Origin of the sequence: Aeromonas sp. MaB10011B (genome assembly GCF_017939325.1) — a bacterium.
Lineage (GTDB): Bacteria > Pseudomonadota > Gammaproteobacteria > Enterobacterales > Aeromonadaceae > Aeromonas > Aeromonas caviae.
Genome location: NZ_JAGKRK010000095.1, coordinates 42,642 through 67,479, shown reverse-complemented (window position 1 = coordinate 67,479; position 24,838 = coordinate 42,642). Strand labels below are relative to the sequence as shown.

Sequence of the window (24,838 nt, the reverse complement as noted above, 5' to 3'; positions counted from 1 at the left end):
CCACAACGTTGATAGGTGGGGTGTGTAAGCGTAGCGATACGTTGAGCTAACCCATACTAATTACCCGTGAGGCTTAACCATACAACACCCAAGAAGTGTTCAGAGACTTGTAGCAGATACCGAGAACGAATAACTAAATCAGCTTTTTCAGATTGAAGATTTTTGCCTGGCGGCAATAGCGCAGTGGAACCACCTGATCCCATGCCGAACTCAGAAGTGAAACGCTGTAGCGCCGATGGTAGTGTGGCATTCGCCATGCGAGAGTAGGACACTGCCAGGCACCCAATTAAACGGTGATGTGAAGAATCACATGACCGGCTGCGAGGATGACACCTCAGAATAAGCGGCAAAAGATTTAGCGAAAGCTAACCGAATGCGGAGCGGTAGTTCAGTCGGTTAGAATACCGGCCTGTCACGCCGGGGGTCGCGGGTTCGAGTCCCGTCCGCTCCGCCACTAAATTGAAAGGCCTTCCCTGACGGGAAGGCCTTTTTGTTTTCTGGCGTCTGGATAAGAGCTCAGGGAACAAGAGGCAACCGACGGGTCTGCCACTTGTCACGGACAACCCGCCTCTTCCCCCCTGTGGTGATTGCGTGTCTGGCATTGTCCCTTTACCCAAGGCTTACCCTTCGCTCTGGTTTGCCTTTGTTCCTCCATCTTTTCCCAACCCGGCCAATCGACCGGGCTTTGTCGTGTCTGGAGATGAGCATCGCAAGCACGCGAATACGCTCTGGCCGAGAGTGCCAGAGGACCATCGGGAGCTCATATGCGGATAAGAGATAAGCAAAGCGCTTTTTCTTTCTTCATGGAATATGCATAAGCGGGCATGCTGTACTCAACCCAACGATATGGAGTATCACCATGAAACTGCGAATGACCGCTCTCACCGTTCTCTCCCTGCTGGCTCTCGGTCAGGTCCAGGCCGCCGAGGTGCGCCTGCTGAATGTCTCCTATGACCCGACGCGGGAGCTGTTCCAGGAGTACAACAGTGCCTTTGCCAAGGAGTGGAAGGCCAAAACCGGCGACGATGTGGTGGTGAGCCAGTCACACGGTGGCTCAGGCAAACAGGCTCGTGCCGTGGTGGACGGACTGGAGGCTGATGTGGTCTCCCTGGCGCTGGCCTATGACGTGGATGCGGTGGCCAAGGCAGGTCTCACCGCCAGCGACTGGGAAGGGCGTTTGGCCAACAATGCCTCTCCCTATACCTCCACCATCGTCTTCCTGGTGCGCAAGGGGAATCCCAAGCAGATCAAGGATTGGGGCGACCTGGTGCGCAAGGATGTCGCCATCATCACCCCCAACCCCAAGACCTCCGGCGGTGCGCGCTGGAATTATCTGGCTGCCTGGGGCTATGCCCTGAAGAAAAGCGGCACTGAAGAGGGCGCCAAACAGTTTGTCAGCGATCTGTTCAAGAATGTGAAGGTGCTGGACTCCGGGGCACGTGGCGCCACCACCAGCTTCATCGAACGCGGGCTCGGGGATGTGTTGCTGGCCTGGGAAAATGAAGCGTTGCTGGTGCTCAATCAGCCGGGCACCAGCGACAAGTTCGAACTGGTGGTGCCCTCGGTCTCCATCCTGGCCGAGCCGCCGGTAGCCGTGGTGGACAAGGTAGCCAAGAAGCATGGTACCGAGGCCGTCTCCAAGGCTTACCTCGAGTATCTCTACTCTGACGAAGGGCAGCGCATCATCGCCAAATACCACTATCGTCCGAGCAATCCGGCGATCCTGAAGGAGACAGCGGCCCAGTTCCCCAACCTGACGCTCTTCACTGTCAAGGATCTGGAAGGAGATTGGGAAAAGGCACAGAAGAAGCACTTCGCCCAGGGCGGATCGTTTGACCAGATTTACCAACCGGGCCGCTAAGAGACGCAGGCCCCTGTGACAACAGATAGGAGTACCACGATGAACAAGATCCTTCTGGTTCCCGGTCTGCACAACAGTGGGCCGGATCACTGGCAGAGCCGCTGGCACCAGCAATTTCCCCAGTGGCAGAGAATGATGGGTCTGCCCTGGGACAAGCCGGATCTCACGGTCTGGAGCGCCAAGCTGGCGAGCAAGCTCAGGAGCCGGCGCAGCCGGGTCCACCTGGTCGCCCACTCCTTCGGCGCTCTGACGGCCATCGCTGCCGCCAGACTGCAACCAGACAAGGTCTCCTCCATCTTCATCGTTGCCCCTGCCGATCCTGCCCGTTTTGGCATCCCGGATGAGGTGTTGACGGGGTCGATCAAGGTCTCTGCCCAGTTGATCGCCAGCCGCAATGACCCCTGGATGAGTTTCGAGCGGGCAGAGTTCTGGAGCCGGCAGTGGCAGGTGCCGTTGTTCGATGCGGGGGAAGTGGGCCATATCAATGCCCAGTCCGGCCATGGGGAGTGGCACCAGGGCCTCGCTTTGCTCGGCACCCTATACCGCCGTGCCGAAATGGTGGTGGAGCCTGCTCCTGCCGAGTGGGGCAAGCAGGCCGCACTCAGTTTTCGATGAGGGACCATCGGATTGTCTCGGCACGATTTCCAGGCGGGCTGGCAACTTGGCCAGCGTGACTGACTTTGCATGTTCCCGGTTTTACCGCTCCGTCTTTTAGGTCTTTTATTTATATAAAAGACCTTTTTTTATGCTTATCGCTCTAAAAGCCTTGTTCCACCATTGTTAGATAAAAAAGTGCTTAGCAAAGGCATTATTGGTGTTTGTTGTCCCTGGCCGCCGTGAGCAAAATCGTCACATCCAAAGTATTTATAACAAACGGATGTGTTATGCGATTAAGTTCTTATTCCGTCCTGCCAGGCCTGGGGCCAACGCTGGGCTTCAGTCTGCTCTATCTGGGCATACTGGTGCTGCTGCCGCTCTCGGCACTGGTGCTGTTTGCGGTGAACAACCTGAGCGCCGCCGAGTTCTGGCAGGTGATCGGCTCCCCCCGGGTGCTCGCCTCCTTTCGCCTGAGCTTTGGCGCCGCCTTCATTGCCGCCCTGCTCAACAGTCTGTTCGGTCTGATACTGGCCTGGGTACTGGTGCGCTATACCTTCCCCGGCCGCAGACTGGTGGATGCGCTGATCGACCTGCCCTTTGCCATGCCGACTGCCGTCTCCGGCATTGCCTTGTGCGCCATCTTTGCCCCCAACGGCTGGATTGGCCAATGGGTCGCTCCGCTGGGCATCGAGCTTGCCTATAACCCCATAGGGGTGGTTATTGCCCTGACCTTTATCGGGCTGCCCTTTGTGGTGCGTACCCTGCAGCCGGTGCTGCGGGAAGCGGAGAGCGAGCAAGAGGAGGCGGCCGCGAGCCTGGGTGCCAACCGCTGGCAGACCTTCATCCGGGTACTGTGGCCGACCCTGGTACCTGCGCTGCTCACCGGTTTTGCCCTGGCGTTTGCTCGCGGCGTGGGGGAGTACGGCTCTGTCATCTTCATTGCCGGCAACCTCCCCATGGTGTCCGAGATTGCCCCCCTCATGATCATGAGTCACCTGGAGGAGTATGACTACGCCGGTGCATCGGCCATTGCGTCCGTCATGCTGCTCATTTCCTTTGTGCTGCTGTTGCTCATCAACAAGTTGCAAGCCTGGAGCTGGGCTCGCATCGGAGGAAGCCGTATATGAACGCCTCTACTGCACATCTCGATCAGGCCCAGGAGTCCGCTCCGGCCACCCCGGCGCGTCATCCCCCGGTGACCCATGAACCGGTCTGGGTCAAATGGCTGCTGGTCACCGTCGGTCTGGGCTGGTTTGCCGCCTTGCTGCTGTTGCCGCTGGCCACCGTCTTCATCCAGGCGCTGAGCCCGGGTCTGGCCTTCTTCTGGCACGCCATCAGCGAGCCGGATGCCCTGAGCGCCCTGGGGCTGACCGCCCTGGTGACGCTCTGCTCGGTGCCCCTGAACTTGCTGTTCGGGCTGGCCGCTGCCTGGGCCATCGCCCGGTTCCGCTTCCCTGGCCGGCAACTGCTTATCACCCTCATCGATCTGCCGTTCTCGGTCTCGCCGGTCATCGCGGGCTTGATGTTCGTGCTGCTGTTCGGCAGTCGCGGCTGGTTCGGCGAGTGGCTCAGCGAGCACGACATCAAGATCATTTTCGCTACCCCGGGGATCATCCTGGCGACCACTTTCATCACTGTGCCCTTCGTGGTACGCGAGCTGCTGCCCCAGATGGAGGCGCGGGGCCCGGAGGAAGAGGAGGCCGCCATCATGCTGGGGGCGAGCGGGTTGCAGATGTTCTGGCGGGTGACCCTGCCCGGCATCCGCTGGAGCCTGATGTATGGCCTGCTGCTCTGTACCGCCCGGGCGGTGGGGGAGTTTGGCGCTGTCTCCGTGGTTTCCGGCCACATTCGCGGCCAGACCAACACGCTGCCGCTGCACATCGAGATCCTTTACAACGAGTACCAGACCGGTGCCGCCTTCGCGGTGGCCAGCCTGCTGGCGCTGTTCGGGATCTTCACCCTGCTGGGTGAGACCCTGCTGGCCAGGCTGCGCGGCCAACCGACCCAGTCCCATTGATCCCGAATTAACGGTTATAGGAGAGGCATTCATGAGCATTCAGGTTCAAGGGCTCAACAAGCATTTCAATCAGTACGCGGCGCTGGCCGACATCAACCTCGATTTTCACGACGGTGAGCTGGTCGCCCTGCTCGGCCCCTCCGGCTGCGGCAAGACCACCTTGCTGCGGATCATCGCCGGGCTGGAGCAGGCGGACAGTGGCAGCGTCATCATCCGCGGCGAGGATGCCTCGGATCTCCATGTGCGCGAGCGCAACGTTGGCTTCGTGTTCCAGCACTACGCCCTGTTTCGCCACATGACGGTATTCGAGAACGTGGCCTTTGGCCTGAGGGTCAAGCCGCGCAGCGAACGCCCGGACGAGGCGGCCATCCGCACCCGGGTCAAGGAGCTGCTGGATCTGGTGCAGCTCAGCCACGTCGCGGCACGCTACCCGACCCAGCTCTCCGGTGGTCAGCGCCAACGGGTCGCCCTGGCCCGGGCCCTGGCGGTGCAGCCCAAGGTGCTGCTGCTGGACGAGCCTTTCGGCGCCCTCGATGCCCAGGTGCGCAAGGAGCTGCGCCGCTGGCTGCGTGAGCTTCACGACGAGCTGCATGTCACCAGTCTGTTTGTGACCCACGATCAGGAAGAGGCCCTGGAGGTGGCGGATCGGGTGGTGCTGATGAACGCCGGCAAGGTAGAGCAGATTGGCACCCCTGCCGAAGTGTATGATCAGCCCGCCAGTGCCTTCGTGCACAGCTTCCTTGGCAGCGTGAACCTGTTTCGTGGCAGGGTGGCCGGGCAGGGGCTCGGCATCGGTGAACAGCAACTGGGTGGCCCCATCCCCTCCCATCTGGCAGAAGGGAGTGCGGCCATTGCCTATGTGCGCCCCCACGAGCTGGAGATCCTGCCCTCGGATGCCCCCGGTGGCATTCGCGCCACCATTACCCGCCTGCTGCCCATGGGGCCGCGCATCCGGGTGGAACTGCGTGGCGATGGGGAGACGGGAGGCGCCCACTACGAGGCCGAACTGAGCAAGGAGGCCGCCCGCGCTTTTGCTCCCGGCCAGGGGGTGCGCCTGGTGGCCAGGCAGGCACAGCTCTATCCCGACTACCAGATCTGAGGGCAAGCCGCGAGGTGCGGCCCTCTGTCAGGCTTGCTGCCGGGCCATGATCCCGGCAATCCATAACAAGAGGACGGTGGCACGAGCCACCGCCACTCAGCGCAGGAGGCGATGAGGTGAACTTTCAGCAATTGCGAATCATTCGGGAGGCGGCACGACGGGATTACAACCTGACCGACGTGGCCAATGCCCTCTTTACTTCCCAGTCCGGGGTCAGCCGCCACATTCGCGAGTTGGAGGAGGAGCTGGGGCTCGCCCTTTTCATTCGCTATGGCAAGCGTCTGCTCGGTATGACCGAGCCGGGCAAGGAGTTGCTGGTGATCGCCGAGCGTATCCTGGGGGATGCCGACAACATCCGCAAACTGGCGAGCACCTTTGCCAATCGCGACTCGGGCCGGCTGCTCATCGCGACCACTCATACCCAGGCCCGTTATGCCCTGCCGAGGGTAGTGAAGGCGTTTCGGGAGCAATTTCCCCTGGTACAGCTGGAGCTGCGTCAGGGGAGCCCGGAGGAGATAGTGCGGCTGGTGCAGACCGGTGAGGTGGACATCGGCATCAGCAGCGAGCAGCTCGACAAGAGCGAAGGGGTGGTGGCCTTTCCCTACTACCGCTGGCACCACAATATCGTCGTGCCGGAGCAGCACCCCCTCACCGCCGAGCGGGAGCTGACCCTGGCCGCTCTGGCCCACTGGCCCATCGTCACCTATCAGGCCGGCCTCACCGGTCGGGCACGGGTGGATGATGCCTTTGCCGAGGCGGGCATAGTGCCGCAGATCCTGCTGACCGCCCAGGACTCCGACGTCATCAAGACCTATGTCGAGTTGGAGATGGGGGTGGGCATACTGGCGGACATGGCGTTCGATTCCCAGCGGGACAAGGGACTGGTGCAACTGGACGGCAGTCGGTTGTTTGCGCCGCACACCGCCTGGATCGGCCTCAAGCAGGGGCAGTTCCAGCACAACTTTGCCTGGCAGTTCATCCAGCTCTGCAACCCCGAGCTGGCGCTGGCGGAGATCCAGGCCCGCGCCATGAGCAACGAGCCCCTGCTCGATTACCAGATTTGAACCGAGGGGTGGGATGAAAAACGGGGAGCCATGGGCTCCCCGTTTGTTTGATGTTGACCTGATCTGGCACCGGAAGCGCCGAGCGGGTTCTCGCCAGGTCGGAGACGTCCCATCACTGCGCTGTCCAGGCCTCCTGCCAGTGGGAGCCTACGCCCGGTTCATACTGGTGGGTGGCCGTGCTCGCCCACTGGCTGCACCAGCCGCTGTAGGGGAAGGGTTTGCACTGATAGACCTTGCCGTTCTTCGGCTGCAGCACCCGGGTTCCGGCGGTGTAGGACTTGAGGCCGTCCGGGAAGGTGAACTGGTAATCGCCCCCGCTTGCCGGATCCTTGAACATGAGGTCCAGGGTCTGCTGCACCGCGTCACCACCGGCCTTGGGTTTGCCCTCGATCACCAGCTGATGGTGGCCCGCACTCAAGCCGGTCAGCGCCATGGAGAAACTCTGGCTGCCGTCCTTGATATCGGCACTGCTCTGTCCCCTGGCGACACCGCCGTGGTCATAGAGGGTGTTGGTGATGGCGAGATCCCCCTGGGCCGTGACGGTGAAAGTCAGGGTGAGCTTGCCGTTGTCGAGCGTGTAGTCGCTCGCCAGACCGCTCACGCTGATCCCGTTCTCAACCGGGGGCTGCTGTTGCTCAAGCTGGATCTCGACCCGTTGCAGGTTGCTGCCAGCCTTGAGGTAGACCGGGTTCTGGCCATAGACGGGGTTGAACTGGCCGTCCGCACCTTGCTGGCCTGCACGGATCTGGCTCTGCTCGGTGTTGATCTTGCTCGCCAGGGCGTGGGCCCAGTTGTTCTTCTGGCCCTGCTCGGTGCTGGCGATGGTCAGCTCGGTCTGGAGATCGGTGCGCTCGCCATTGGCATCGAACACCCGGGTTCTGGCTTTGTCACCCGCCACCAGGTCGATGGAGGGATAGATGGTCCCTCCCTGGCTCCAGGTCAGCGGGGGCTGGGTGCCATCCTTGAACCGGGCGTCGATCAGATTATAGAAGCTGTTGGCGGTATCCCCTACCTCCCACACCCCGAGAATGACCTGATAACCGGTACGCGGGGGCAGGGTGCACTGATGGGTCACCTGTTTGGGGGGCTGCACCATGTTGCCGTCGATGACGCAGAAGGGATTGAGATCGAACGCATCCCGGGTGAGGGGCTGGTTCGGGTTCCAGTCCTGCTTGGTGAGGTAGTAGCGCCAGTTGCGGGTCACGTGGTTGGCAGTGAAGGTCCAGCTGATGGCGAAGGGACCGGCCTGCACTTCACGCTTGGTCCAGCGATCGAGAGTCTGGGTGTTGAGCTCGCCGAATTGGGGGTGACCGGCCGAGGCTATCTGGCCGTCGGCGGGGCCGCCATCGGGGAAGCCGGAGGGGGCTTCCAGGCTCTGGGGTTCCCACTGGATGGCGCCACACTGGCTGTTGCCCCCTGTCTTGCACAGGTAGTTGCGCCCTTCGGGCTGGCTGATGTAGCCGTGAGCGAGTACGCCGCCACTGGCCAGCAGCGCCAGCGCTGCCGCGAGATGGGTGAGTCGGATATTTGCTGCCATACATTCCTCTGTTCGGTGATGTGGGCAGTCACGTTGGCAGGGGAGTTCCCCGAAACACGGTGCTGCAACCCCGCTATCCTGGACAGCTTGTCTTTAGACCGGAGGCTTTGCGTCCTGGCCTTTCAACCAGTTTGCCAAATGACTACAGAAAGGATCATGGTGCCGCCTGTGGCGACCACTCATCATGACTATATTTTGTTAAAAAATTAAGTGTAAAAATTGACAGTGCCATCTCATCGGAGCAGCGCATCAGCGGCAGATGGCTCCGTCGGGATCTGCGCGCTGGTTCAGTGCGAGAGGGTTGCCCGGGAGAGGCTCCCGTGGCCATGACAGGAAAGGAGCCCCTGCAAGCCTGGCAGGGGCTCATGGGGCTACTCAGTGGCGGGGTTGCATGCCTGCTCGGGAAGAGGACGCCTGGGTCGGTCGCATCATCCTGCCCTGGGCTTGGGCGTTGTCCAGCTTGAACACCGCCAGTCGCTCGTCGAGGCTTCGGGAGAGACCGGCCAGCAGTTCGCTCTCCTGGGCCAACTGGGTGGCCGCCTGGGACATCTCTAGCGCCGAGTCGTTGATGCCGCTGACGTTGCGGTTCATGTCTTCCGCCACCATGCTCTGCTGCTCCGCCGCCGTGGCGATCTGGGTCGCCATGTCGCTCACGTGCTGGATGTGATTGACGATGAGGGAGAGATCCTGCCCCGCCTTCTCGGACTGGTTGACGCTGCTCTCCGCCAGCTTGCGGCTGGCGTCCATGGCGTTGGCGGCGGTGACAGCCCGTTGCTGCAACTGGGTGATGGTACTCTGGATCTCCTCGGTGGAGTGGCGGGTGCGACTTGCCAGCTGGCGCACCTCGTCGGCCACCACGGCGAAGCCACGGCCCTGCTCGCCGGCCCGGGCCGCCTCGATGGCGGCGTTGAGGGCCAGCAGGTTGGTCTGCTCCGAGATGGCGCTGATGACCGCCGTCACCTCGCTTATCTGCATCACTCCCTCCTTGAGCTGGTTGACCTGCGAGGTGGCCTGGTCCACCTCGGTGGCCAGCGCCTGGATGCCGTGCACGCTGGCATGGACATCCTGGTTGCCGAGCCCGGCCTCGCTGGTGGCATCCTGGGTGTCACGGGCCGTGTTTTCGGCGTGACCCGCCACATCGGCGATGGTGGCGCTCATCTCGTTCATGGCGGTGGCGAGCTGGGCGAGCTGATCCCGCTGACTGTTGACCGCCTGGTTGGTCTGTTCGGCGGAGGCGGCGATGCGCAGGGCGGCATCCGCCACGTTGCGGGCCCCCTGGCTCGCCTCCAGCAGGGCGCGGCGGATGGCATCCAGCCCCTGGTTGGTGGAGCTGGCGACGGCGCCGAGCTCATCCCTGCCCAGCACCGGGATGCTGACCACCAGATCGCCGGCCGCGACCCGGGCCATGGCCTTGTTGATCTCGGCCAGGGGATTGACGATGGAGCGGCTGATGGCGAGTCCCAGCAGCCCCATCAACAGGATCACCAGCAAGGTGGCGCCACCCATCCACTCATATTGCGACCACATAGTGGCCTCAATGTCCTGCAACAACACACCGGAGCCCAGGATCCAGCCCCAGGGCTGGTAGCCCGTCACCAGCGACATCTTCTGGGCCGCCTCGCCGGACGGGGAGACCCACTGATACTCCAGCCTGCCCTGGTGGCCGCCCTTGCCGAGATCCACCATGTGCTGCCAGTGGGACTCGGCAGGGTTGTTGCCCATCTGCTGGCCGACCAGCTCGGGTTTGGCGGGATGCACCACCACCCGACGATCTTCATCCAGCACGAACAGGTAGTTGTCCCCGTCAAAGCGCATGCTGTCGAGCATGGCCTTGGCCTGTGCCTTGGCCTGTTCCGGGGGGAGGGTGGCGGCCAGGGCCTGGATCCGGCTCATGGCCAGATCCAGCACCGCCTGCAGCCTGGCTTCCCGTTCACTCATCAGATTGCGGTGCAGGGCACTGGCCGAGATGAGCAGCAGTGCGATGAAGCCGACCAGGGCCAGTGAGAGCAGCAGCATCAGTTTGCGACTCACGGCAATATCACCGAGCTTGAACATAGTCTTATCCTTACTTTCCCATGCGGGTCTGATTGTGGCCGTTCTAGCGGCCGGACCTGATTGTTGTTATTTTTAACATGACATTAACTTTCAATGGGTTGCGATGGAAAACAGCCAATTGAGCAGTTTGACAACCAGTATAGCCAGCAGACAGAAACCCTCGCTTTTGATAGCGTGATGGCGCGCATCCCGGCGCACAATTTGTCTGCTCCATTTGCAAGAAGTGTGAATGGGTTGGCATTTCACCAAAAAGGAGTGGGCGCCCCCGTGGTCGCCCCATAACAAGAGGGAAGTTATGAGTTCCATTGCCAGGAATTATCTCAACCAGCTCAATGCCGATTACCTGCAGGTGCACAGACGCAAGGAGGACCTGTTCTGGTCCACCTACATGGGCACCAGCGACGATCAGGCAGGCTTCACCGCGGCCGAACAGGCCTACAAGGCGTTCTGTGCCGATCCTGCCCGCCTGCCGGTGCTGCGGGAGATGCAGGCCCAGGCCGAAGAGGCGGATCTCAGGCGCGGCCTGGGGGGCTGGATCGCCTTCTTCGAGTGCAACGTCATCGAAGATCCCGGTGCCTCCGCCCTGATGGACGAGCTGGTGGCCGCCGAGGCGGATCTCTTCGCCCGTCGCAAGGGGCTGAAGCTCACCTTGCTGGATGAGCAGGGCCGCCAGGTCCCCGGCAGCCTGCCCGCCGCCAGCACGGCGCTGGCCGCAAGTCGCGACGAGCCGGTGCGCCAGAGCGCGCTCGCCATGTTCCACACCCTGGAGCAGTGGGTGGTCGACAACGGCTATCTTGATATCGTCGCGCTGCGCAACCGCTTCGCCCGTGCCATGGGTTATCGCGACTACTTCGATTACAAGGTGCACAAGAACGAGCAGATGAGCCCGGAGCAGCTGTTTGCCATTCTCGACGACTTCATCGCCCGTACCGATGCCCGCTTGCACCAGAGTCTGGCGGAGCTGAAAGCAGCCAAGGGGGACGCAGCCCTGCTGCCCCACAACCTGCGCTACAGCGTGAGCGGCGACGTGACCCGCCAGCTCGACCCTTACGTGCCCTTCTCCCGGGCGCTGAAGGATTGGGTCGAGAGCTTCCGCCGGCTCGGCATCCAGTATCGCGGTGCCACCCTCACCCTGGATCTGCTGACCCGGGAGGGAAAATACGAGAACGGCTTCTGTCACGGCCCGGTGCCGAGCTTCTGGCAGGAGGGGGAGTGGGTGCCTGCAGTGGTCAATTTCACCAGCCTGGCCAATCCGGCCCAGGTGGGCAGCGGCTGGAGCGGGCTCAACACCTTGTTCCACGAGGGCGGCCACGCGGCGCACTTTGCCAACGTCACCGGCAACGCCCCCTGCTTCTCCCAGGAGTTTCCGCCCACCTCCATGGCCTATGCCGAGACCCAGTCCATGTTCTGCGACAGCCTGCTGGACGACGCGGACTGGCTCAAGCGCTACGCCAGAAACGCGGCGGGAGAACCCATCCCCGATGCGCTTATCCAGGCCATGATTGAAGCGCGTCAGCCATTTCGCGCCTTCAACGAGCGCCAGATCGCGCTGGTGGCCTACTTCGAGCGGGATCTCTACGCCATGGCAGAGAGCGAGCGCACCCCGGCCGCCGTGCTGGCCCTGGCCCGCCGCTGGGAGCGCAAGATCCTGGGGGTGGATAGCCCACGCCCGCTGCTGGCCATCCCGCACCTTCTGAACCAGGAGTCGGCCTGCGCCTATCACGGCTATCTGCTGGCGCTGATGGCGGTGGAGCAGACCCGCGCCTATTTCCTGAGGCGCGACGGCTACCTCACCGACAACCCGCGAATCGGGCCGGATCTGGCCGCCCACTACTGGGGACCGGGCAACGGCATGACCCACGACGAGACACTGCAGAGCCTCACCGGCGAGGGTTTCAGTGCGGTGCCGCTGGCAGAGGCGTGCAACCGGAGTGCCGCCGAGGCGTGGCAACAGGCGCAAGCATGCATGGCGGCGGCGCGGCAGCGCCCACCGGCAGGGGAGGGGACGCCCCTCGACGCCCATATCCGGGTGGTACACGGGGCCGAGCTCATCGCCGACAACAGCGAGTCCGAGGCGCGCATGCTGGCAGACTTCGAGGCCTGGATCCGGCGCCTTGAGACCGCCGAACCAGTGACCCAGGCCTGAGCCCGGTGTTGCACCGTCAAAAGAGCCCCATCAGGGGCTCTTTTCTTGTGCGTTGAGATAGTCTGATCCCATGGTGCCAGCCGGGGATTGGCTGGTGGACAGGCTCAAGTGTCACTGGCGGCGGCGCTGCCCGCTGGTTTTTCTCCCTGCGCCATCTTCTAGGCCTTGACGATCAGCGCTGAGGCGCCCGGTTGCGGGCAATAGGCGACGCCCTGCCCTTGGCAGGGTGTCTGCATGGCGGGTTGACGGCCATTTCCCCCTGCTGGCCACAGATATGTTTCTCCCGATATATTGAGTATTCACGGCGATCCCATATCATGGCGCTCGCTCGCCACCAGAGGGTGGCGGCATTCAGATGATTTGCTAACAAGAGAGCCCAGAAGGCTCGCAGAGGGATGGATAGTGAGAGCCGTATTGCTGTGTTTGCTGGGGCTGTGGCCCGCGTTGAGTTTTGCCACTCTGTCCGCCGATATGGTGGTGGTGAAGAAGTCGAGTTACAGCCTGACCCTGATGAAGGATGGCAAGGAAGTGAAGCGCTACTGGATTGCCCTGGGCCCGGCTCCCAAGGGACACAAGCAGCGTGAGGGGGATCAGCGTACCCCGGAAGGTCGCTATACCCTGGACTACAAGAAGAGCAACTCCGGTTTCTACAAGGCCATTCACATCAACTACCCGAATCTGGACGACATCAAGCGCGCCAACGAGCTGGGTGTGAACCCGGGCGGCATGATCATGATCCACGGCCAGCGCAACAGCCTGGGGGATCGCAGGGTGCAGCCGTCCAACTGGACCAATGGCTGCATCGCGGTGCTGAACCACGAGATGGACGAGATCTGGAACGCCATCGAGCCAGGCACTCCCATCATCATCGAGCCCTGATCCCGCCTGCCAACGCCCGCTCTCATGCGGGCGTTGCATTTGTTGCAGACCATGGCGTGACACTGTCTCCTGCGCCGTGCTAGTTTTCCCGGTTCGCATTGGCTGTGACAAGGATGATCCCATGATGTCGGAAACCCGCCTCCCTGCGCCCGAGCGCACGGGGGCACTCTGGTGGCGCGCCACCCTGGATATGCTCCCGCTCTCCATTTCCGTCATCCCCTGGGGGATACTGTGCGGCGCCCTGGCGCTTCAGGCGGGTATGAGCCCGCTCCAGGCACAGCTGATGTCGCTGCTGGTCTATGCGGGGGCGGCCCAGCTCTCGGCCACCACCTTGTTCGGGGCGGGGACGCCGCTGCTGCCCATCATGGGCTCCACCATGGTGATCACCTCCCAGCATCTGCTCTATGGCTTCACCTTCCGGCGCGACGTGCTGCCGCTCTCCCTGCGCTGGCGGGCCAGCCTCGCCTTCTTCCTGACCGACGAGATGTTTGCGGTGGCGCTGAAAGACAGGGAGCGCAGCGGCGCCTTCAATCCCGCCTATGCGCTCATCGCGGGCTTTGTCTTCTATCTGTTCTGGAACCTGGCGACCCTGCTCGGCATCGCCGCCGGCCAGTACATTGACGGGCTGGACAAGATGGGGCTGGATTTTGCCATCGCCGCCACCTTTATCGCCATGACGCTCCCCGCCATGAAGAACCTGCCCATGGTGGCGGCCACCCTGGTGAGCGGCGGGACGGCGCTCGTCACCAAGCCGCTGCTGGCGGAGATCCACATCATCGTCTCGGCCCTGGCCGGCATGGTGGTGGGCTATGTGCTGCACCGGATGAGGAGGTGATCATGGGCTGGCTGATGATAGGGCTGCTGGCTCTGATCACTTTCTTCAACCGTTTTGCCTTCTTCTCGCGGTTGACCCGCTATCAGCCGGGGGCCGAAATGGGGGCTTTCCTCAGCTTCTCGGCCCAGTCGGTGCTGACCGCCATCTGGCTGCCCATCGTCTTCAGCTATGAGCCCGGCCGCGGGCTGGACTGGGATCCGGACTACCTGGCCGCCACCCTGCTGGTGACGGTGTTGACCCTGCTGCGCCTGCCTACCCTGGTGGTGGTGGTCGTCGGCATGGGGGGCTTCTTCCTGCTGCGCTGGTTGGGGGGCGTGGCCCTGTTCTGGCCCTGGTGAAGGATGTGCCGTGATCCTGCATGGCGGATGTCTTGATGGGATATCCGCCCTGTTGGGAATGTCACTTCAAAAAAGGCCTCTCAAGTGTGAGGATTTTGGTTCCACCCGCCACGGAGTGAACCATGTCCTTCACCGAAACCTGCCAGCGCATCGTGCGCGACCCCCTGCTGTCACCGGCCCAGAAGAGCCACGCCCTGGCGCTCGCCGCCGAAAACGCGTTGCCTTACCCCGAGTTGCCTGCCGCCGTGCAGGATGCCATGGCACAAGGGGTGCTGTGCGACATGTTCGAGGGACACGCTCCCCACAAACCGCGCTATGTGCTGCCGGATTACGAGCGGTTTCTGCGCCAGGGCTCGGCCTGGCTGGAGCTGGCGCCACCCCTGGACTTCGACGAGGCCCTCGATGCCCTGCGCATCCTCTACCATCACGTGCCCTCCGTCACCGGCATGCCGGTCTGGCTGGGACGGCTCGATCAGCTGCTGCTCCCCTTTGTCGGCGAGCTGGATGACGAGACTCTCTACCGCAAGCTGAAAGGGTTCTGGATCTATCTGGACCGGGTGCTGCCGGATGCCTTCATGCACGTCAACATTGGTCCCGACGACAACCGGATCTGCCGTCTGATCCTGCGCATCGACAACGAGCTCAAGCAGGTGGCCCCCAACCTCACTTTCTTTCACGATCCGGAGCAGACTCCCGACGATCTGCTGCTGCTGGCGGTGAAGAATATCGCCGAGTGCAGCAAGCCGCATATCGCCAACTACCCGGTCCATCGCGATACCTTCGACCAGCATGGGTTTGGCATCGTCAGCTGCTACAACGCCCTGCCGCAGGCCGGTGGCGCCAACACCCTGGTGCGCATCTCCCTCAAGCGAGTCGCCGAGCAGGCACAGGGGATCGATGATTTCCTCGGCTGTCTGCTGCCCCACTACTGCCGTCTCACGTCCCAGCTGATCGCGGTGCGCGCCGCTTTCCTGCACGAGGAGTCCGGTTTCTTCGACAGCTTCCTGGTCAAGGAGGGACTGCTGGATGAGGAGCGCTTCGTCCCCATGTTCGGCATCTACGGCATGGCGGAAGCGGTCAACATCTTGATGGATAAAGAGAATCTGCCTGGCCGCTACGGTCACGACGAAGAGGCGAACCAGCTTGGCTATCGCATCTCGGCCCAGCTTTCGAAATATGTTACTGCGACGCCGCAGGCCCATGCCTGGGGCGGCCGTGCCCTGCTCCACTCCCAGGGGGGACTCAGCGTGGACAGGGGCGTGACCCCGGGGGTACGGATCCCCTATGGCGAGGAGCCGGATCCCGCCAGTCACCTGCTGGCCCTGGCGCCCCACCACGGCTTTTATCACTCCGGGATCAGCGAGATCCTGACCCTGGATCCCACCATCCGCCAGAACCCGCAGGCGCTGCTGCAACTCTGCAAGGGGGCCTTCGCCCTCGGTATGCGCGAATTCAGTGCCAACGTGGCGGACAGCGATCTGGTGCGGGTGACCGGCTACATGATCCGCAAGCGCGATGTGGCCCGCTTCGCGGCAGAAGGCTCGCGGCTGCAGACCACCTGCCTCGGCGCCGAGGCGAGCGAGCTGACCGGGATCCGCCAGCGGGCACCGCGGGTGGTGGCTATCGAGACCCTCTTGAATGAGCACTGAGAACGGCATGCAGAAGGGGGCCGAGCTCAGGGCGATGGTGAGCCGCTGGCTGCCCTTCTCCTGCGTGGACGGCCCCGGCAACCGGCTGGTGCTGTTTTTGCAGGACTGCAACTTCCGCTGCCCCGGCTGCCACAACCCCCACACCATGGGGTTGTGCGATCACTGCGGTGACTGCGTGCCCGGTTGCCCGGGCAGAGCCCTGGCGATGCAGGAGGGGCGGGTGAGCTGGCAAGCCGAGCTTTGTACCCACTGCGACCGTTGCCTCGATGTCTGCCCTCGCCACGCCAGCCCCAAGACGCGCCAGATGTCGGTGGCCGAGGTGCTGGCCCTGCTGCGCCGCTATGGCCCGCTGCTCACCGGCGTCACCGTCTCCGGCGGGGAGGCGACCACCCAGTTGCCGTTCGTGATCGCCCTGTTCACGGCCATCAAGGCTGCGCCGGATCTGGCCCGTCTCACCTGCCTGCTCGACAGCAACGGATCCCTGGGGGAAACGGGTTGGCAGCGGCTGTTGCCGGTACTGGACGGCGCCATGATAGACCTCAAGGGGTGGCGCGAGCCTGTGCATCTGGCCCTGACCGGGCGGGGCCGCGAGCGGGTGCTGGCATCGCTGCAACTGCTGGCGCAGGCGGGCAAGCTGGCGGAGGTGCGGCTGCTGCTGGTGCCGGGGCAGAGCGATTATCTCACTGCCGACGGCACGTTGGATGGCGGGCTCGCCGCCTTCTTGCACTCTCTCGGACCCGTGCCCATCCGCCTCAACGGCTTTCGCCACCACGGGGTGCGAGGGGAGGCGCTGTCATGGCCAGAAGCCGGGTCGGCTGACCTGACAGTGCTGGCCAACGCATTGAAGGCCAAGGGGTTTGGGTCGCTGATGCTGCCTGCGATCTGAGCTCTGCAGCACGTCGGGATGCTGAGACCCGATATGACGCAACTGTGAACTCTGTCTATAGGGGCTGTCCGAGGGGACGGCTAGAATGGGCAAACCGTCCATCACCAACAGATACCCATGAGTGAATCCAACGCCCTTTATCGAGTGCAGTTCATTTGTCACAGCGAGCGTTACGAAGTCTATGTAAGAGAGGTGAATCAGGGCCAGCTGTTCGGCTTCATCGAGATCGCCCACTTCGTGTGGGACAACCACACGGCGCTCATCGTCGACCCCAGCCACGAGAAGCTGAAGAGCGAATTTGCCGACGTCACCCGCACCCTTATTCCCATGCACCACGTGCTGCGGGTCGATCAGGTGCGCAAGCAGGGGGCCGCCCGCATCACCGAACTGGGCAACAACGTCACCTCTTTCCCAGGCCCCATCTATACCAAGAAGCCCTGAGTCCTGCCGCCAGGCATCATTGTGGGGCGTCCAGCTCCCGGGCCAGTTGCAGGATGCGCTGACGGAACCAGCGCAGGGCGGGATCTTCCCCCAGGGGGCCATACCACACCAGGCTGTGGGTCACGGCGCCGTAATCGAAGGGGACAGGGCGGCTCACCAACCCCTGGGTACAAGCCCGGGTAGCCCAGCCCTTCACGGCCGTGAGAATGAGATCGCTCTGGCGCAGCAGGGCGGCGGCGCTGCCAAAATCCGGCAGGGTGGCCCCCAGTCTGCGCCGTACCTGGCGCTGGGCCAGACTCTGCTCGAAGAAGGGATCGGCCAGCTCCTGATCGCGAATGGCGATGTGGCGCCAGCTCAGGTAGGCATCGAGATCCCAGGGATGCGTCAACGCCGGATGATCTGCGCGCATCAGGCAGACCAGCTCATCCTCCCGCAAGGTTTCCCAGACGAGGCCGGGCTGATTGACCCCGGGCTGGCTCTGATCGTGGGGCAGGATCACGAAGTCGAGCTTGCCCGCCGCCAGAGCAGCCAGTCCCTGCTCGTCCTTGTTACGCACGACGGGCATCAGCCCCGGCACCTCCTGCAGCAACTGACCCAGTACGGCCCCCATGGGCCAGATCATGCTGCTCTCCCGCATCGCCAGGTTCAGCTCCCCCTGCCAGTTGGCAGGGGCAAATCCTTCCTGGCTGGTGAGGCCGTTGAGCTCTCCCAGCAGGCGGCGCAGCGTCGGGCCGAGGCGTTCGGCAAACGGGGTCAGCAGCAACTGATTGCCCTGGCGGTAGAGCAGTTGATCCCCCAGCAGTTCGCGCAACTGGTTGAGGGTCTTGCTGACGGTGGAGGGGGTGGTGCAGAGGCGCTCGGCGCTGCGGGTGACACTGCGGGTGTCGAGCAGCAGATGCAGGGTCACCAGGTGGCGACCGCCGAGGCGGGAGAGGGCAATGAGATCCATCACGGTTCCACGGGCAAGGGGACAAACGAAAAGCCCCGCCTGAGCGGGGCTTGCGGGCTTAGCCCTTGAGCACAGCGGCCATGGCGTCGGCCACGTAGTCGACGTTGCGGCTGTTGAGGCCCGCCACGCACATGCGGCCGGAGCGCACCAGATAGACGGCGAACTCTTCCCGCAGGCGGTCCACTTGCTCCGGCGTGAAGCCGGTGTAGCTGAACATGCCGCGCTGGTTGATGAAGTAGCCAAAATCGCGGCCCGGCACTTTGGCACTCAGCACCTCGAACAGCTTCTGGCGCATGGCCTTGATGCGGGTGCGCATCTCGGTCACCTCACCGACCCACATGGCGTGCAGTTCGGGCTGGCTCATCACCGCCGCGGTGATCTGACCGCCGTGGGTGGGGGGGCTGGAGTAGTTGCGGCGCACGGTGGCCTTCATCTGGCCGAGCACCCGGCTTGCCTCTTCGGCATCCTGGCAGATGACCGACAGGCCGCCGCAGCGCTCGCCGTAGAAGGAGAGGTTCTTGGAGAAGGAGTTGCTGACGAAGAAGCTGACACCGGCGGCCACCATGGCGCGGATGGCATAGGCATCCTCTTCCAGCCCGTCACCGAAGCCCTGATAGGCGATGTCCATGAAGGGGATCAGGTTCTTCTCGACCACCAAGGCGATCACCTGGTCCCACTGGGCACGGGAGAGATCCACCCCGGTCGGGTTGTGGCAGCAGGGGTGCAGCAGCACGATGCTTTTCGCAGGCAGGCTGCTCAGGCAGTCGATCATGGCGTCGAACTGCACGCCGCCGGTGGCCGCATCGTAATAGGGGTAGTCGTGCACCTTGATGCCGGCCCCCTCGAACATCGCCTTGTGGTTGTCCCAGGTGGGATTGCTGACCCACACCTCGGAGGTCGGGAAGTAGCGCTTGAGCAGATCGGCACCGATCTTCAGGGCGCCGGAGCCGCCGATGGTCTGGATGGTGGCGATGCGACCCGCCTTGACCGCTTCGTGCTCGGCGCCAAACAGCAGGTGCTGCACCGCAGTGCGGTAGTTGGCGGCGCCTTCCATCGGCTGGTAGGGGCGCGGGGCCGGGGCGGCGGCGCGCTGCGCTTCGGCCTGCTGCACCGACGGCAGCAGCGGAATGCGGCCCTGCTCGTCGTAATAGAGGCCAATCCCCAGGTTCACCTTCTGCTCGCGGGTATCTTTATGGAAGGTCTCGACTAGCGTCAGTATGGGGTCGCCAGCATAGGCATCGACGTGTTCAAACATGGGGGGTCCTTGAAGTTGACTGTCCAATTCGGCCGGCCATCAGCCGGGCCGATATGATGGCGCAATCCAGAGGTGGCCTCAAGTTGTTCGAGATGGCGACAGGGCTGACAAAGTCTGTCGCAGTGGTAAGCGCGGGGCCCTTGCCAGGATCCTGCATCCCGTCTGCACGTTCCCCCCATTTTGTCAGAGAAGGCTGCCTTATCGGGATCGTTTGGATAATATATGGATACATACGGCCCCTCTCATTCCCCTTACACCCATCCGGGGGAGTCAGGTTCAGCGCCACCTGAGACAAATTAATAGTTGCATAATAGTCAGGCTATTCTTTTGACAACCATTGCAGTGTGCCCGGCCCCTTCGGGGGGCCCACGATAACAGGTGACTCATCGCCGATGACCCGACACGTTTCTGATGCCGATTCTCCCTGGCTGGACTGGCATGGCCTGGGTGGCTGGAATGTCTATTTTCTTGCCAAGTTCGCCCTGCTCTGGGGGGATATCTCAACTTCGACCCCCTGATCAACCTGGTGTTTGCCGCCTTCCTGATCTTTCCCCTGCCAAGGGCCGGGTGGCGCCGTGCGCGGCACTGGCTGGCGTTGCCGGTGGGGGCGGGGATCTTCTATCACGATACCTGGTTGCCGGGGATAGAGAGCATTCGTGCCCAGGGCAGCCAGGTCTTCTCCTTCACCCTGGATTACTGGGCGGAGTTGCTCGGGCGTTTCATCAATTGGGAGATGGTCGGCGCGGGGTTCGTGCTGCTGACACTCTATCTGTTCATCGTCCAGTGGTTGCGCTTCACCCCTATCGGGAGGAGCAGGAGAGACTGGTGCACTTCCCGGAGAGCCTGCCAGCCCAGGCGACCCCCTTCGATGTGCTCATCATCAATGTCTGCTCCCTGGCCTGGCATGATGTGGAGGCGAGCGGCCTGAGCGGGCATCCGGTCTGGTCCCACTTCGACATTCGCTTCAACCGCTTCAACTCCGCCACCTCCTACAGCGGCCCGAGTTCCATTCGCCTGCTGCGGGCCAGTTGCGGGCAGACCAGCCACCAGGGGCTCTATGTGACGGCGCCGAAGCAGTGTCTGCTGTTCGAGAATCTGGCCCAGCTCGGCTTTGCTAAACAGGTGGCCATGGATCACTCGGGGGATTTTGGCAACTACCTGACCGGCCTGCAGCAGTATGCCGGGCTGGATGTGACCCCCATGGACAAGAAGGGACTGGCCCATGATCTCGCCTCCTTCGATGGCGAGCCCATCTATCGCGGGGATGCCCTGTTCGACCGCTGGCTGAACGAGCGGACACAGAGTCAGGCGGCACGCAACGTCACCTTCTTCAACCTCATCGCCCTGCACGATGGCAACCGCTATGTGGCGAGCCTCCAGATAGCGCCCTACAAGGCGAGGCTCAAGACCCTGCTGGATCAGCTGGACGACTTCATGACGACGCTGGAGCAATCCGGCCGCAAGGTGGCCGTGGTGATGGTGCCTGAGCACGGCGCCGCTCTCACCGGCGACAAGATGCAGATGGCCGGGCTGCGGGACATTCCCAGTCCGAGCATCACCCAGGTGCCGGTGGGGGTTGCCCTGCTCGGTACCAAGGCGCCCCACGAGGCGACCCGCAACGTGGACACCCCCAGCAGCTTCCTGGCGGTATCAGAACTGGTCTCCAGGCTGGTGGGGAAGGATGTGTTCGGGAGCGAGACCATCGATTGGGATGCCCTGCTGGGCGACCTGCCGCAGACCCCGCCGGTGTCCGAGAACCAGGGCTCGGTGGTGATCGAATATCAGGGCAAGTACCACATCAAGCTGGGGCAGGGGGACTGGGTCCCCTATCCCCAATGAGACCGGAAGTGACGATGCGCAGCGAACGGCAATCAGACATGCAGACCCCCTTCGGCGTCCCAGTGGAGGGCACGGTGATCAATGACGTGGCCATGGTCCAGCAGGCCTTTGGTGTCAGCCTCTCCTATTAGGATATTGCCGCCAGGGAGCGGCTCGCCGCCTTGTGCGCACGCTTCCCCCTGCTGGCGGAGGTGGCAGTGAAAGGGCCCGAGGGGACTGGCGAGGGGAGGTCTGCATGAAGGTGATCGCCCTGCAGGGGATCCGGGGAGGTGTGGGGACCACCGCCATCGTGGCCGGACTGGCCCAGGCAGCCCATGAGCAGGGGGCAAGGGTGTTGGCGGTGGATCTCTGCCCGGACAACCAGCTTGGCATCCACCTTGGCCTGCCCCATGACGATCTGGGAGGCTGGAGCCGGCTGACCCAGCCGGCGCGGGAGTGGCGAGGAGCGCTTCACCGCCGGGAGGAGGGACTGGATCTGCTCTCCCATGGCGGGGGGTAGGGGGCGTCAGCCGAGTGGCTGGCAGGGATCGATGGTTATGATCTGGTGCTGCTGGATCTGCCCCTGGGCATGGCCCCCGTCATCCCCTGCAGGCGCTTGCTGGTGGTCAATGCGGATGCCAACTGCCATGTGCGGCTTCACCGCCACCCCTGGGCGGCCGATGAGCGTCTGCTGGTGACCCAGTTCTCCAGCCAGCGGGCCCTGCAGCAGGGGTTGCTGGATCTCTGGCTGGCAGGGGGGCTCCCTCTGCTCAATCTTCATCTGCACAGGGACGAAGCCATGGCGGAGGCCATGGCCGCCAAGCTGCCGGTCGGCCGCTATGCGCCCACCAGTCTGGTTGCCCACGAGCTGGCCGCCCTGGCGACCTGGTGTCTGGCAGAGGGGGAGGCCCCCCGATGAGAGTGCGGCTGCTGACGCCGGCTGCGGGCCTCTGGTGCTCGCAGCGCTATCGCGCACTGCGCGAGCGGGGGGCTTCCCGCCCGGGGGCGGCCACATTGACACTGGGCTGGCTGCTGGCCTGGGCTCTCTTCCCCCTCGAGCGTCATGGCTGGCAATGGGTGCTGGGCCATGCCCGGGGGCTCTATCCCCAGCGGACGCACCCCCGGGTGGGGGATCCCCTGCGCGTTCTGTTGCAGAGCCTCTGGATGATAGTGCGTCGCCCACAACCGATCCCTCTGCGCTGGCCCGCCTCCTGGCAACGGCTCTGGCATAGGGGCACCCAGGCTCTCGGCGCCTTCCTGGCCCACCAGGAGGAGAAAGGGCTGGCCGCCGCCAGGGCCACGCCCCGCGAGGCACGCTGGAAGAGCGTGCTGCTCTGCGTGGTGGCCGGGAGCCTCTCCCTGCTCTGCGTCACCCAGCCGTTCACCCTGCAGGCGCAACTGGTGTTCGTCCTCTTGCTGGCGGCCATGGCCTTCATCCTGCGGGCCGTGCCGGGCCGTTATCCCATGCTGATGATGATGGTGCTCTCCCTCACCATCTCCTGCCGCTACATCTGGTGGCGCTACACCTCGACCCTCGACTGGTTCGCCCCCGTCAGCCTGGCCTGCGGCCTGCTGCTGCTGGCCGCCGAGACCTATGCCTGGCTGGTGCTGCTGCTCGGCTACTGGCAGACCGCATGGCCCCTGCACCGCCCCCCGGCACAACTGCCGGCGGATCCGGCCCAGTGGCCCAGCGTGGATCTGATGATCCCCACCTACAACGAGGATCTCGCCATCGTGAAGGGGACAGTCTACGCCGCCATGGGGCTCGACTGGCCCGCCGACAAGCTGACCATCTGGCTGCTTGACGACGGGGGGCGGGCGGCGTTTCGCGACTTCGCCGAGGAGGCCGGGATCCGCTATGTGGCCCGGTCGACCCATGAGCACGCCAAGGCGGGCAACATCAATCACGCCCTCAAGATGGCCACCGGGGATCTGGTCGCCATCTTCGACTGTGACCACCTGCCGACCCGCTCCTTTTTGCAGATGACGGTGGGCTGGTTCTACCGGGATCCCCGTCTGGGCGTGGTCCAGCCCCCCCACCACTTCTTCTCCGCCGATCCGTTCGAACACAACCTGCAACGGTTTCGCAAGATGCCGAACGAGGGGGCCCTCTTCTACGGCCTGGTGCAGGATGGCAACGATATGTGGGACGCCAGCTTCTTCTGCGGTTCCTGCGCCGTCATCAAGCGCACCGCCCTTGACGAGATCGGCGGCATCGCGGTGGAGACGGTCACCGAGGATGCCCACACCTCCCTGCGGCTGCACCGCCTCGGCTACACCTCGGCCTATATCCGGATCCCGCTGGCGGCGGGGCTGGCCACCGAAAGCCTCTCTGCCCACATCGGTCAGCGCATCCGGTGGGCGCGCGGCATGGTGCAGATCCTGCGTCTGGACAACCCCCTCTTCGGCAAGGGGCTCAAGCTGGGGCAGCGGCTTTGCTACTTCAATGCCATGCTGCACTTCCTCTCGGGCATACCGAGGCTCATCTTCCTGACGGCGCCGCTCGCCTTCCTTATCCTGCACGCCTACATCATCTATGCCCCGGCGGCGGCCATCGCCCTCTACATGTTGCCGCACATCTTCCACAGCGCCCTGACCAACTCCCGGTTGCAGGGCAAGGTCCGCCACTCCTTCTGGGGCGAGGTCTATGAGACGGTGCTGGCCTGGTACATCGCCAGGCCGACCACGGTGGCGCTCTTTGCACCCCACAAGGGGACGTTCAACGTGACCGCCAAGGGGGGTATGACGGAGGAGGTGTTCCTCGATCTGTCGGTCTCCCGCCCCTATCTGCTGCTGATCCTGCTCAATCTGTGCGGGCTGGGGTTCGGCCTCTGGCGCATCGGCACCGGCCCTGCCGACGAGGTGCCGACCCTGATCCTCAGCATGATCTGGACCCTCTACAACATGACCATACTGGGCGGCGCCCTGGCGGTGGCCTTCGAGTCGCGGCAGGTCCGTGCCAATCCCAGGGTGGAGATGGTGATGCCGGCGGCCATCAGGCTGGCGAACGGTCACCTCTACCCCTGTACTGTCAGAGATTACTCCAACGGGGGGTCGGGGTGCTGCTCGAGGCGCCCCTGCCCCTGGCCGACAAGGAGAGGGTCTGGTTGCTGCTGCGCCATGACCAACGGGAGCAGGCGTTCGCCGCCAAGGTGCAGCGGGTGTTCGGCTGCAAGCTGGGACTGGAGCTGGAACCCATGGCGCAGGCACAGCATGTCGCCTTCATCCAGTGCACCTTCGCCCGGGCCGATACCTGGTCCCTGTGGCAGCAGCGTCTGGGCAAGGATCGCCCCCTCCACAGCCTGATCGACATTACCCTGCTCGGCTGGGGAGCTTACTGGCGTCTGGCCCGTACCTCACCCATCGGCTTTGTTTGTATCCTCCTCGAGAAGCTGGCTCGCTGGCTCCTCTC

The 24,838-nt window shown here is 63.5% G+C and carries 21 protein-coding genes, 1 tRNA gene, 2 rRNA genes, 1 pseudogene and 1 riboswitch; of the genes and pseudogenes, 21 read left to right on the top strand and 4 right to left on the bottom strand.

Features of this window, described 5'->3' with window-relative positions:
• The 9 genes from J9893_RS21080 to cbl form a co-directional block, all read left to right on the top strand.
• A 23S ribosomal RNA gene (locus tag J9893_RS21080) occupies window positions 1-81 on the top strand; the annotation flags it as partial.
• Between the two features lie 84 nt (window positions 82-165).
• Window positions 166-280: ribosomal RNA gene (gene rrf, locus J9893_RS21075) — 5S ribosomal RNA — on the top strand.
• Between the two features lie 97 nt (window positions 281-377).
• Window positions 378-454 (top strand) — tRNA-Asp (locus tag J9893_RS21070).
• Window positions 455-859: 405 nt separating this feature from the next.
• Window positions 860-1,861: a sulfate ABC transporter substrate-binding protein gene (locus J9893_RS21065; protein WP_041210984.1), complete on the top strand. Its 1,002-nt coding sequence runs from the start codon at window positions 860-862 to the stop codon at window positions 1,859-1,861.
• A gap of 39 nt (window positions 1,862-1,900) precedes the next feature.
• Entirely contained in the window at window positions 1,901-2,476 is a 576-nt protein-coding gene (locus J9893_RS21060; RefSeq protein ID WP_010672824.1) for an alpha/beta hydrolase, read from the top strand.
• Between the two features lie 269 nt (window positions 2,477-2,745).
• The gene (gene cysT, locus J9893_RS21055; RefSeq protein ID WP_039039454.1) at window positions 2,746-3,585 is read left to right on the top strand and encodes a sulfate ABC transporter permease subunit CysT; all 840 of its coding nucleotides are present in this window, start codon (window positions 2,746-2,748) and stop codon (window positions 3,583-3,585) included.
• Window positions 3,582-4,475 carry a sulfate ABC transporter permease subunit CysW gene (cysW, locus tag J9893_RS21050; RefSeq protein ID WP_010672826.1) on the top strand — a complete coding sequence of 298 codons (894 nt, stop codon included), beginning with the start codon at window positions 3,582-3,584 and terminating at the stop codon, window positions 4,473-4,475. Before cysT ends, cysW begins: the two co-directional genes overlap by 4 nt.
• Window positions 4,476-4,506: 31 nt before the next feature.
• On the top strand, window positions 4,507-5,574 hold the full coding sequence (locus J9893_RS21045; RefSeq protein ID WP_010672827.1) for a sulfate ABC transporter ATP-binding protein: 1,068 nt from the start codon (window positions 4,507-4,509) through the stop codon (window positions 5,572-5,574).
• 116 nt (window positions 5,575-5,690) lie between these two features.
• Window positions 5,691-6,638, top strand: coding sequence for an HTH-type transcriptional regulator Cbl (gene cbl / locus J9893_RS21040; RefSeq protein ID WP_010672828.1), 948 nt, complete (start codon window positions 5,691-5,693; stop codon window positions 6,636-6,638).
• Between the two features lie 112 nt (window positions 6,639-6,750).
• On the opposite strand, the gene gbpA is transcribed toward cbl, so the two are convergent.
• Both gbpA and J9893_RS21030 read right to left on the bottom strand, forming a co-directional pair.
• A complete protein-coding gene (gene gbpA, locus J9893_RS21035; protein ID WP_210600056.1) occupies window positions 6,751-8,175 on the bottom strand; it encodes an N-acetylglucosamine-binding protein GbpA in 1,425 nt (474 codons plus the stop codon).
• A gap of 60 nt (window positions 8,176-8,235) precedes the next feature.
• A riboswitch (cyclic di-GMP riboswitch) is annotated at window positions 8,236-8,321 on the bottom strand.
• A 229-nt stretch (window positions 8,322-8,550) separates the two neighbouring features.
• The gene (locus J9893_RS21030) at window positions 8,551-10,230 is read right to left on the bottom strand and encodes a methyl-accepting chemotaxis protein (protein ID WP_210600057.1); all 1,680 of its coding nucleotides are present in this window, start codon (window positions 10,228-10,230) and stop codon (window positions 8,551-8,553) included.
• Window positions 10,231-10,525: 295 nt separating this feature from the next.
• Here J9893_RS21030 and J9893_RS21025 point away from each other — a divergent pair, with 295 nt between their 5' ends.
• The 7 genes from J9893_RS21025 to J9893_RS20995 all read left to right on the top strand — a co-directional run bounded on the left by J9893_RS21025 (window position 10,526) and on the right by J9893_RS20995 (window position 17,404).
• Window positions 10,526-12,376, top strand: coding sequence for a M3 family metallopeptidase (locus J9893_RS21025; RefSeq protein ID WP_210600058.1), 1,851 nt, complete (start codon window positions 10,526-10,528; stop codon window positions 12,374-12,376).
• Between the two features lie 402 nt (window positions 12,377-12,778).
• The gene (locus tag J9893_RS21020) at window positions 12,779-13,255 is read left to right on the top strand and encodes a L,D-transpeptidase family protein (RefSeq protein ID WP_029313677.1); all 477 of its coding nucleotides are present in this window, start codon (window positions 12,779-12,781) and stop codon (window positions 13,253-13,255) included.
• Window positions 13,256-13,376: 121 nt separating this feature from the next.
• Entirely contained in the window at window positions 13,377-14,090 is a 714-nt protein-coding gene (locus J9893_RS21015) for an AzlC family ABC transporter permease (RefSeq protein WP_103244220.1), read from the top strand.
• 2 nt (window positions 14,091-14,092) lie between these two features.
• Window positions 14,093-14,428: an AzlD domain-containing protein gene (locus J9893_RS21010; RefSeq protein WP_049635961.1), complete on the top strand. Its 336-nt coding sequence runs from the start codon at window positions 14,093-14,095 to the stop codon at window positions 14,426-14,428.
• A 122-nt stretch (window positions 14,429-14,550) separates the two neighbouring features.
• Entirely contained in the window at window positions 14,551-16,077 is a 1,527-nt protein-coding gene (locus J9893_RS21005; RefSeq protein WP_210600059.1) for a YjjI family glycine radical enzyme, read from the top strand.
• A 37-nt stretch (window positions 16,078-16,114) separates the two neighbouring features.
• Entirely contained in the window at window positions 16,115-16,963 is an 849-nt protein-coding gene (locus tag J9893_RS21000) for a YjjW family glycine radical enzyme activase (RefSeq protein ID WP_210600072.1), read from the top strand.
• Window positions 16,964-17,080: 117 nt separating this feature from the next.
• Window positions 17,081-17,404: a DUF1820 family protein gene (locus J9893_RS20995; protein WP_010672837.1), complete on the top strand. Its 324-nt coding sequence runs from the start codon at window positions 17,081-17,083 to the stop codon at window positions 17,402-17,404.
• Window positions 17,405-17,420: 16 nt separating this feature from the next.
• Here the strand turns inward: J9893_RS20995 and J9893_RS20990 are convergent, their stop codons facing one another.
• Together J9893_RS20990 and J9893_RS20985 are read right to left on the bottom strand one after the other, a co-directional pair.
• Window positions 17,421-18,353, bottom strand: a complete 933-nt coding sequence (locus J9893_RS20990) for a LysR family transcriptional regulator (RefSeq protein ID WP_041214507.1) — start codon at window positions 18,351-18,353, stop codon at window positions 17,421-17,423.
• Between the two features lie 58 nt (window positions 18,354-18,411).
• The gene (locus tag J9893_RS20985) at window positions 18,412-19,608 is read right to left on the bottom strand and encodes an amino acid aminotransferase (protein ID WP_109112889.1); all 1,197 of its coding nucleotides are present in this window, start codon (window positions 19,606-19,608) and stop codon (window positions 18,412-18,414) included.
• Window positions 19,609-20,000: 392 nt separating this feature from the next.
• Between J9893_RS20985 and J9893_RS22020 the strand changes: the two genes are divergently transcribed.
• From J9893_RS22020 to bcsA, 5 genes and pseudogenes are all read left to right on the top strand, one after another.
• Entirely contained in the window at window positions 20,001-20,126 is a 126-nt protein-coding gene (locus J9893_RS22020; RefSeq protein WP_258555889.1) for a hypothetical protein, read from the top strand.
• A gap of 8 nt (window positions 20,127-20,134) precedes the next feature.
• Window positions 20,135-20,536, top strand: a complete 402-nt coding sequence (bcsG, locus tag J9893_RS21860; protein WP_319888118.1) for a cellulose biosynthesis protein BcsG — start codon at window positions 20,135-20,137, stop codon at window positions 20,534-20,536.
• Window positions 20,434-21,447 carry a cellulose biosynthesis protein BcsG gene (gene bcsG / locus J9893_RS20980; RefSeq protein WP_328223158.1) on the top strand — a complete coding sequence of 338 codons (1,014 nt, stop codon included), beginning with the start codon at window positions 20,434-20,436 and terminating at the stop codon, window positions 21,445-21,447. The genes bcsG (J9893_RS21860) and bcsG (J9893_RS20980) overlap by 103 nt, the downstream gene beginning before the upstream one ends.
• A 235-nt stretch (window positions 21,448-21,682) precedes the next feature.
• Window positions 21,683-22,345, top strand: a pseudogene (gene bcsQ / locus J9893_RS20970) (cellulose biosynthesis protein BcsQ).
• Window positions 22,342-24,732, top strand: a complete 2,391-nt coding sequence (gene bcsA, locus J9893_RS20965) for a UDP-forming cellulose synthase catalytic subunit (protein WP_246875667.1) — start codon at window positions 22,342-22,344, stop codon at window positions 24,730-24,732. The pseudogene bcsQ and the gene bcsA overlap by 4 nt, the downstream one beginning before the upstream one ends.
• The last annotated feature ends 106 nt before the right edge of the window (window positions 24,733-24,838 follow it).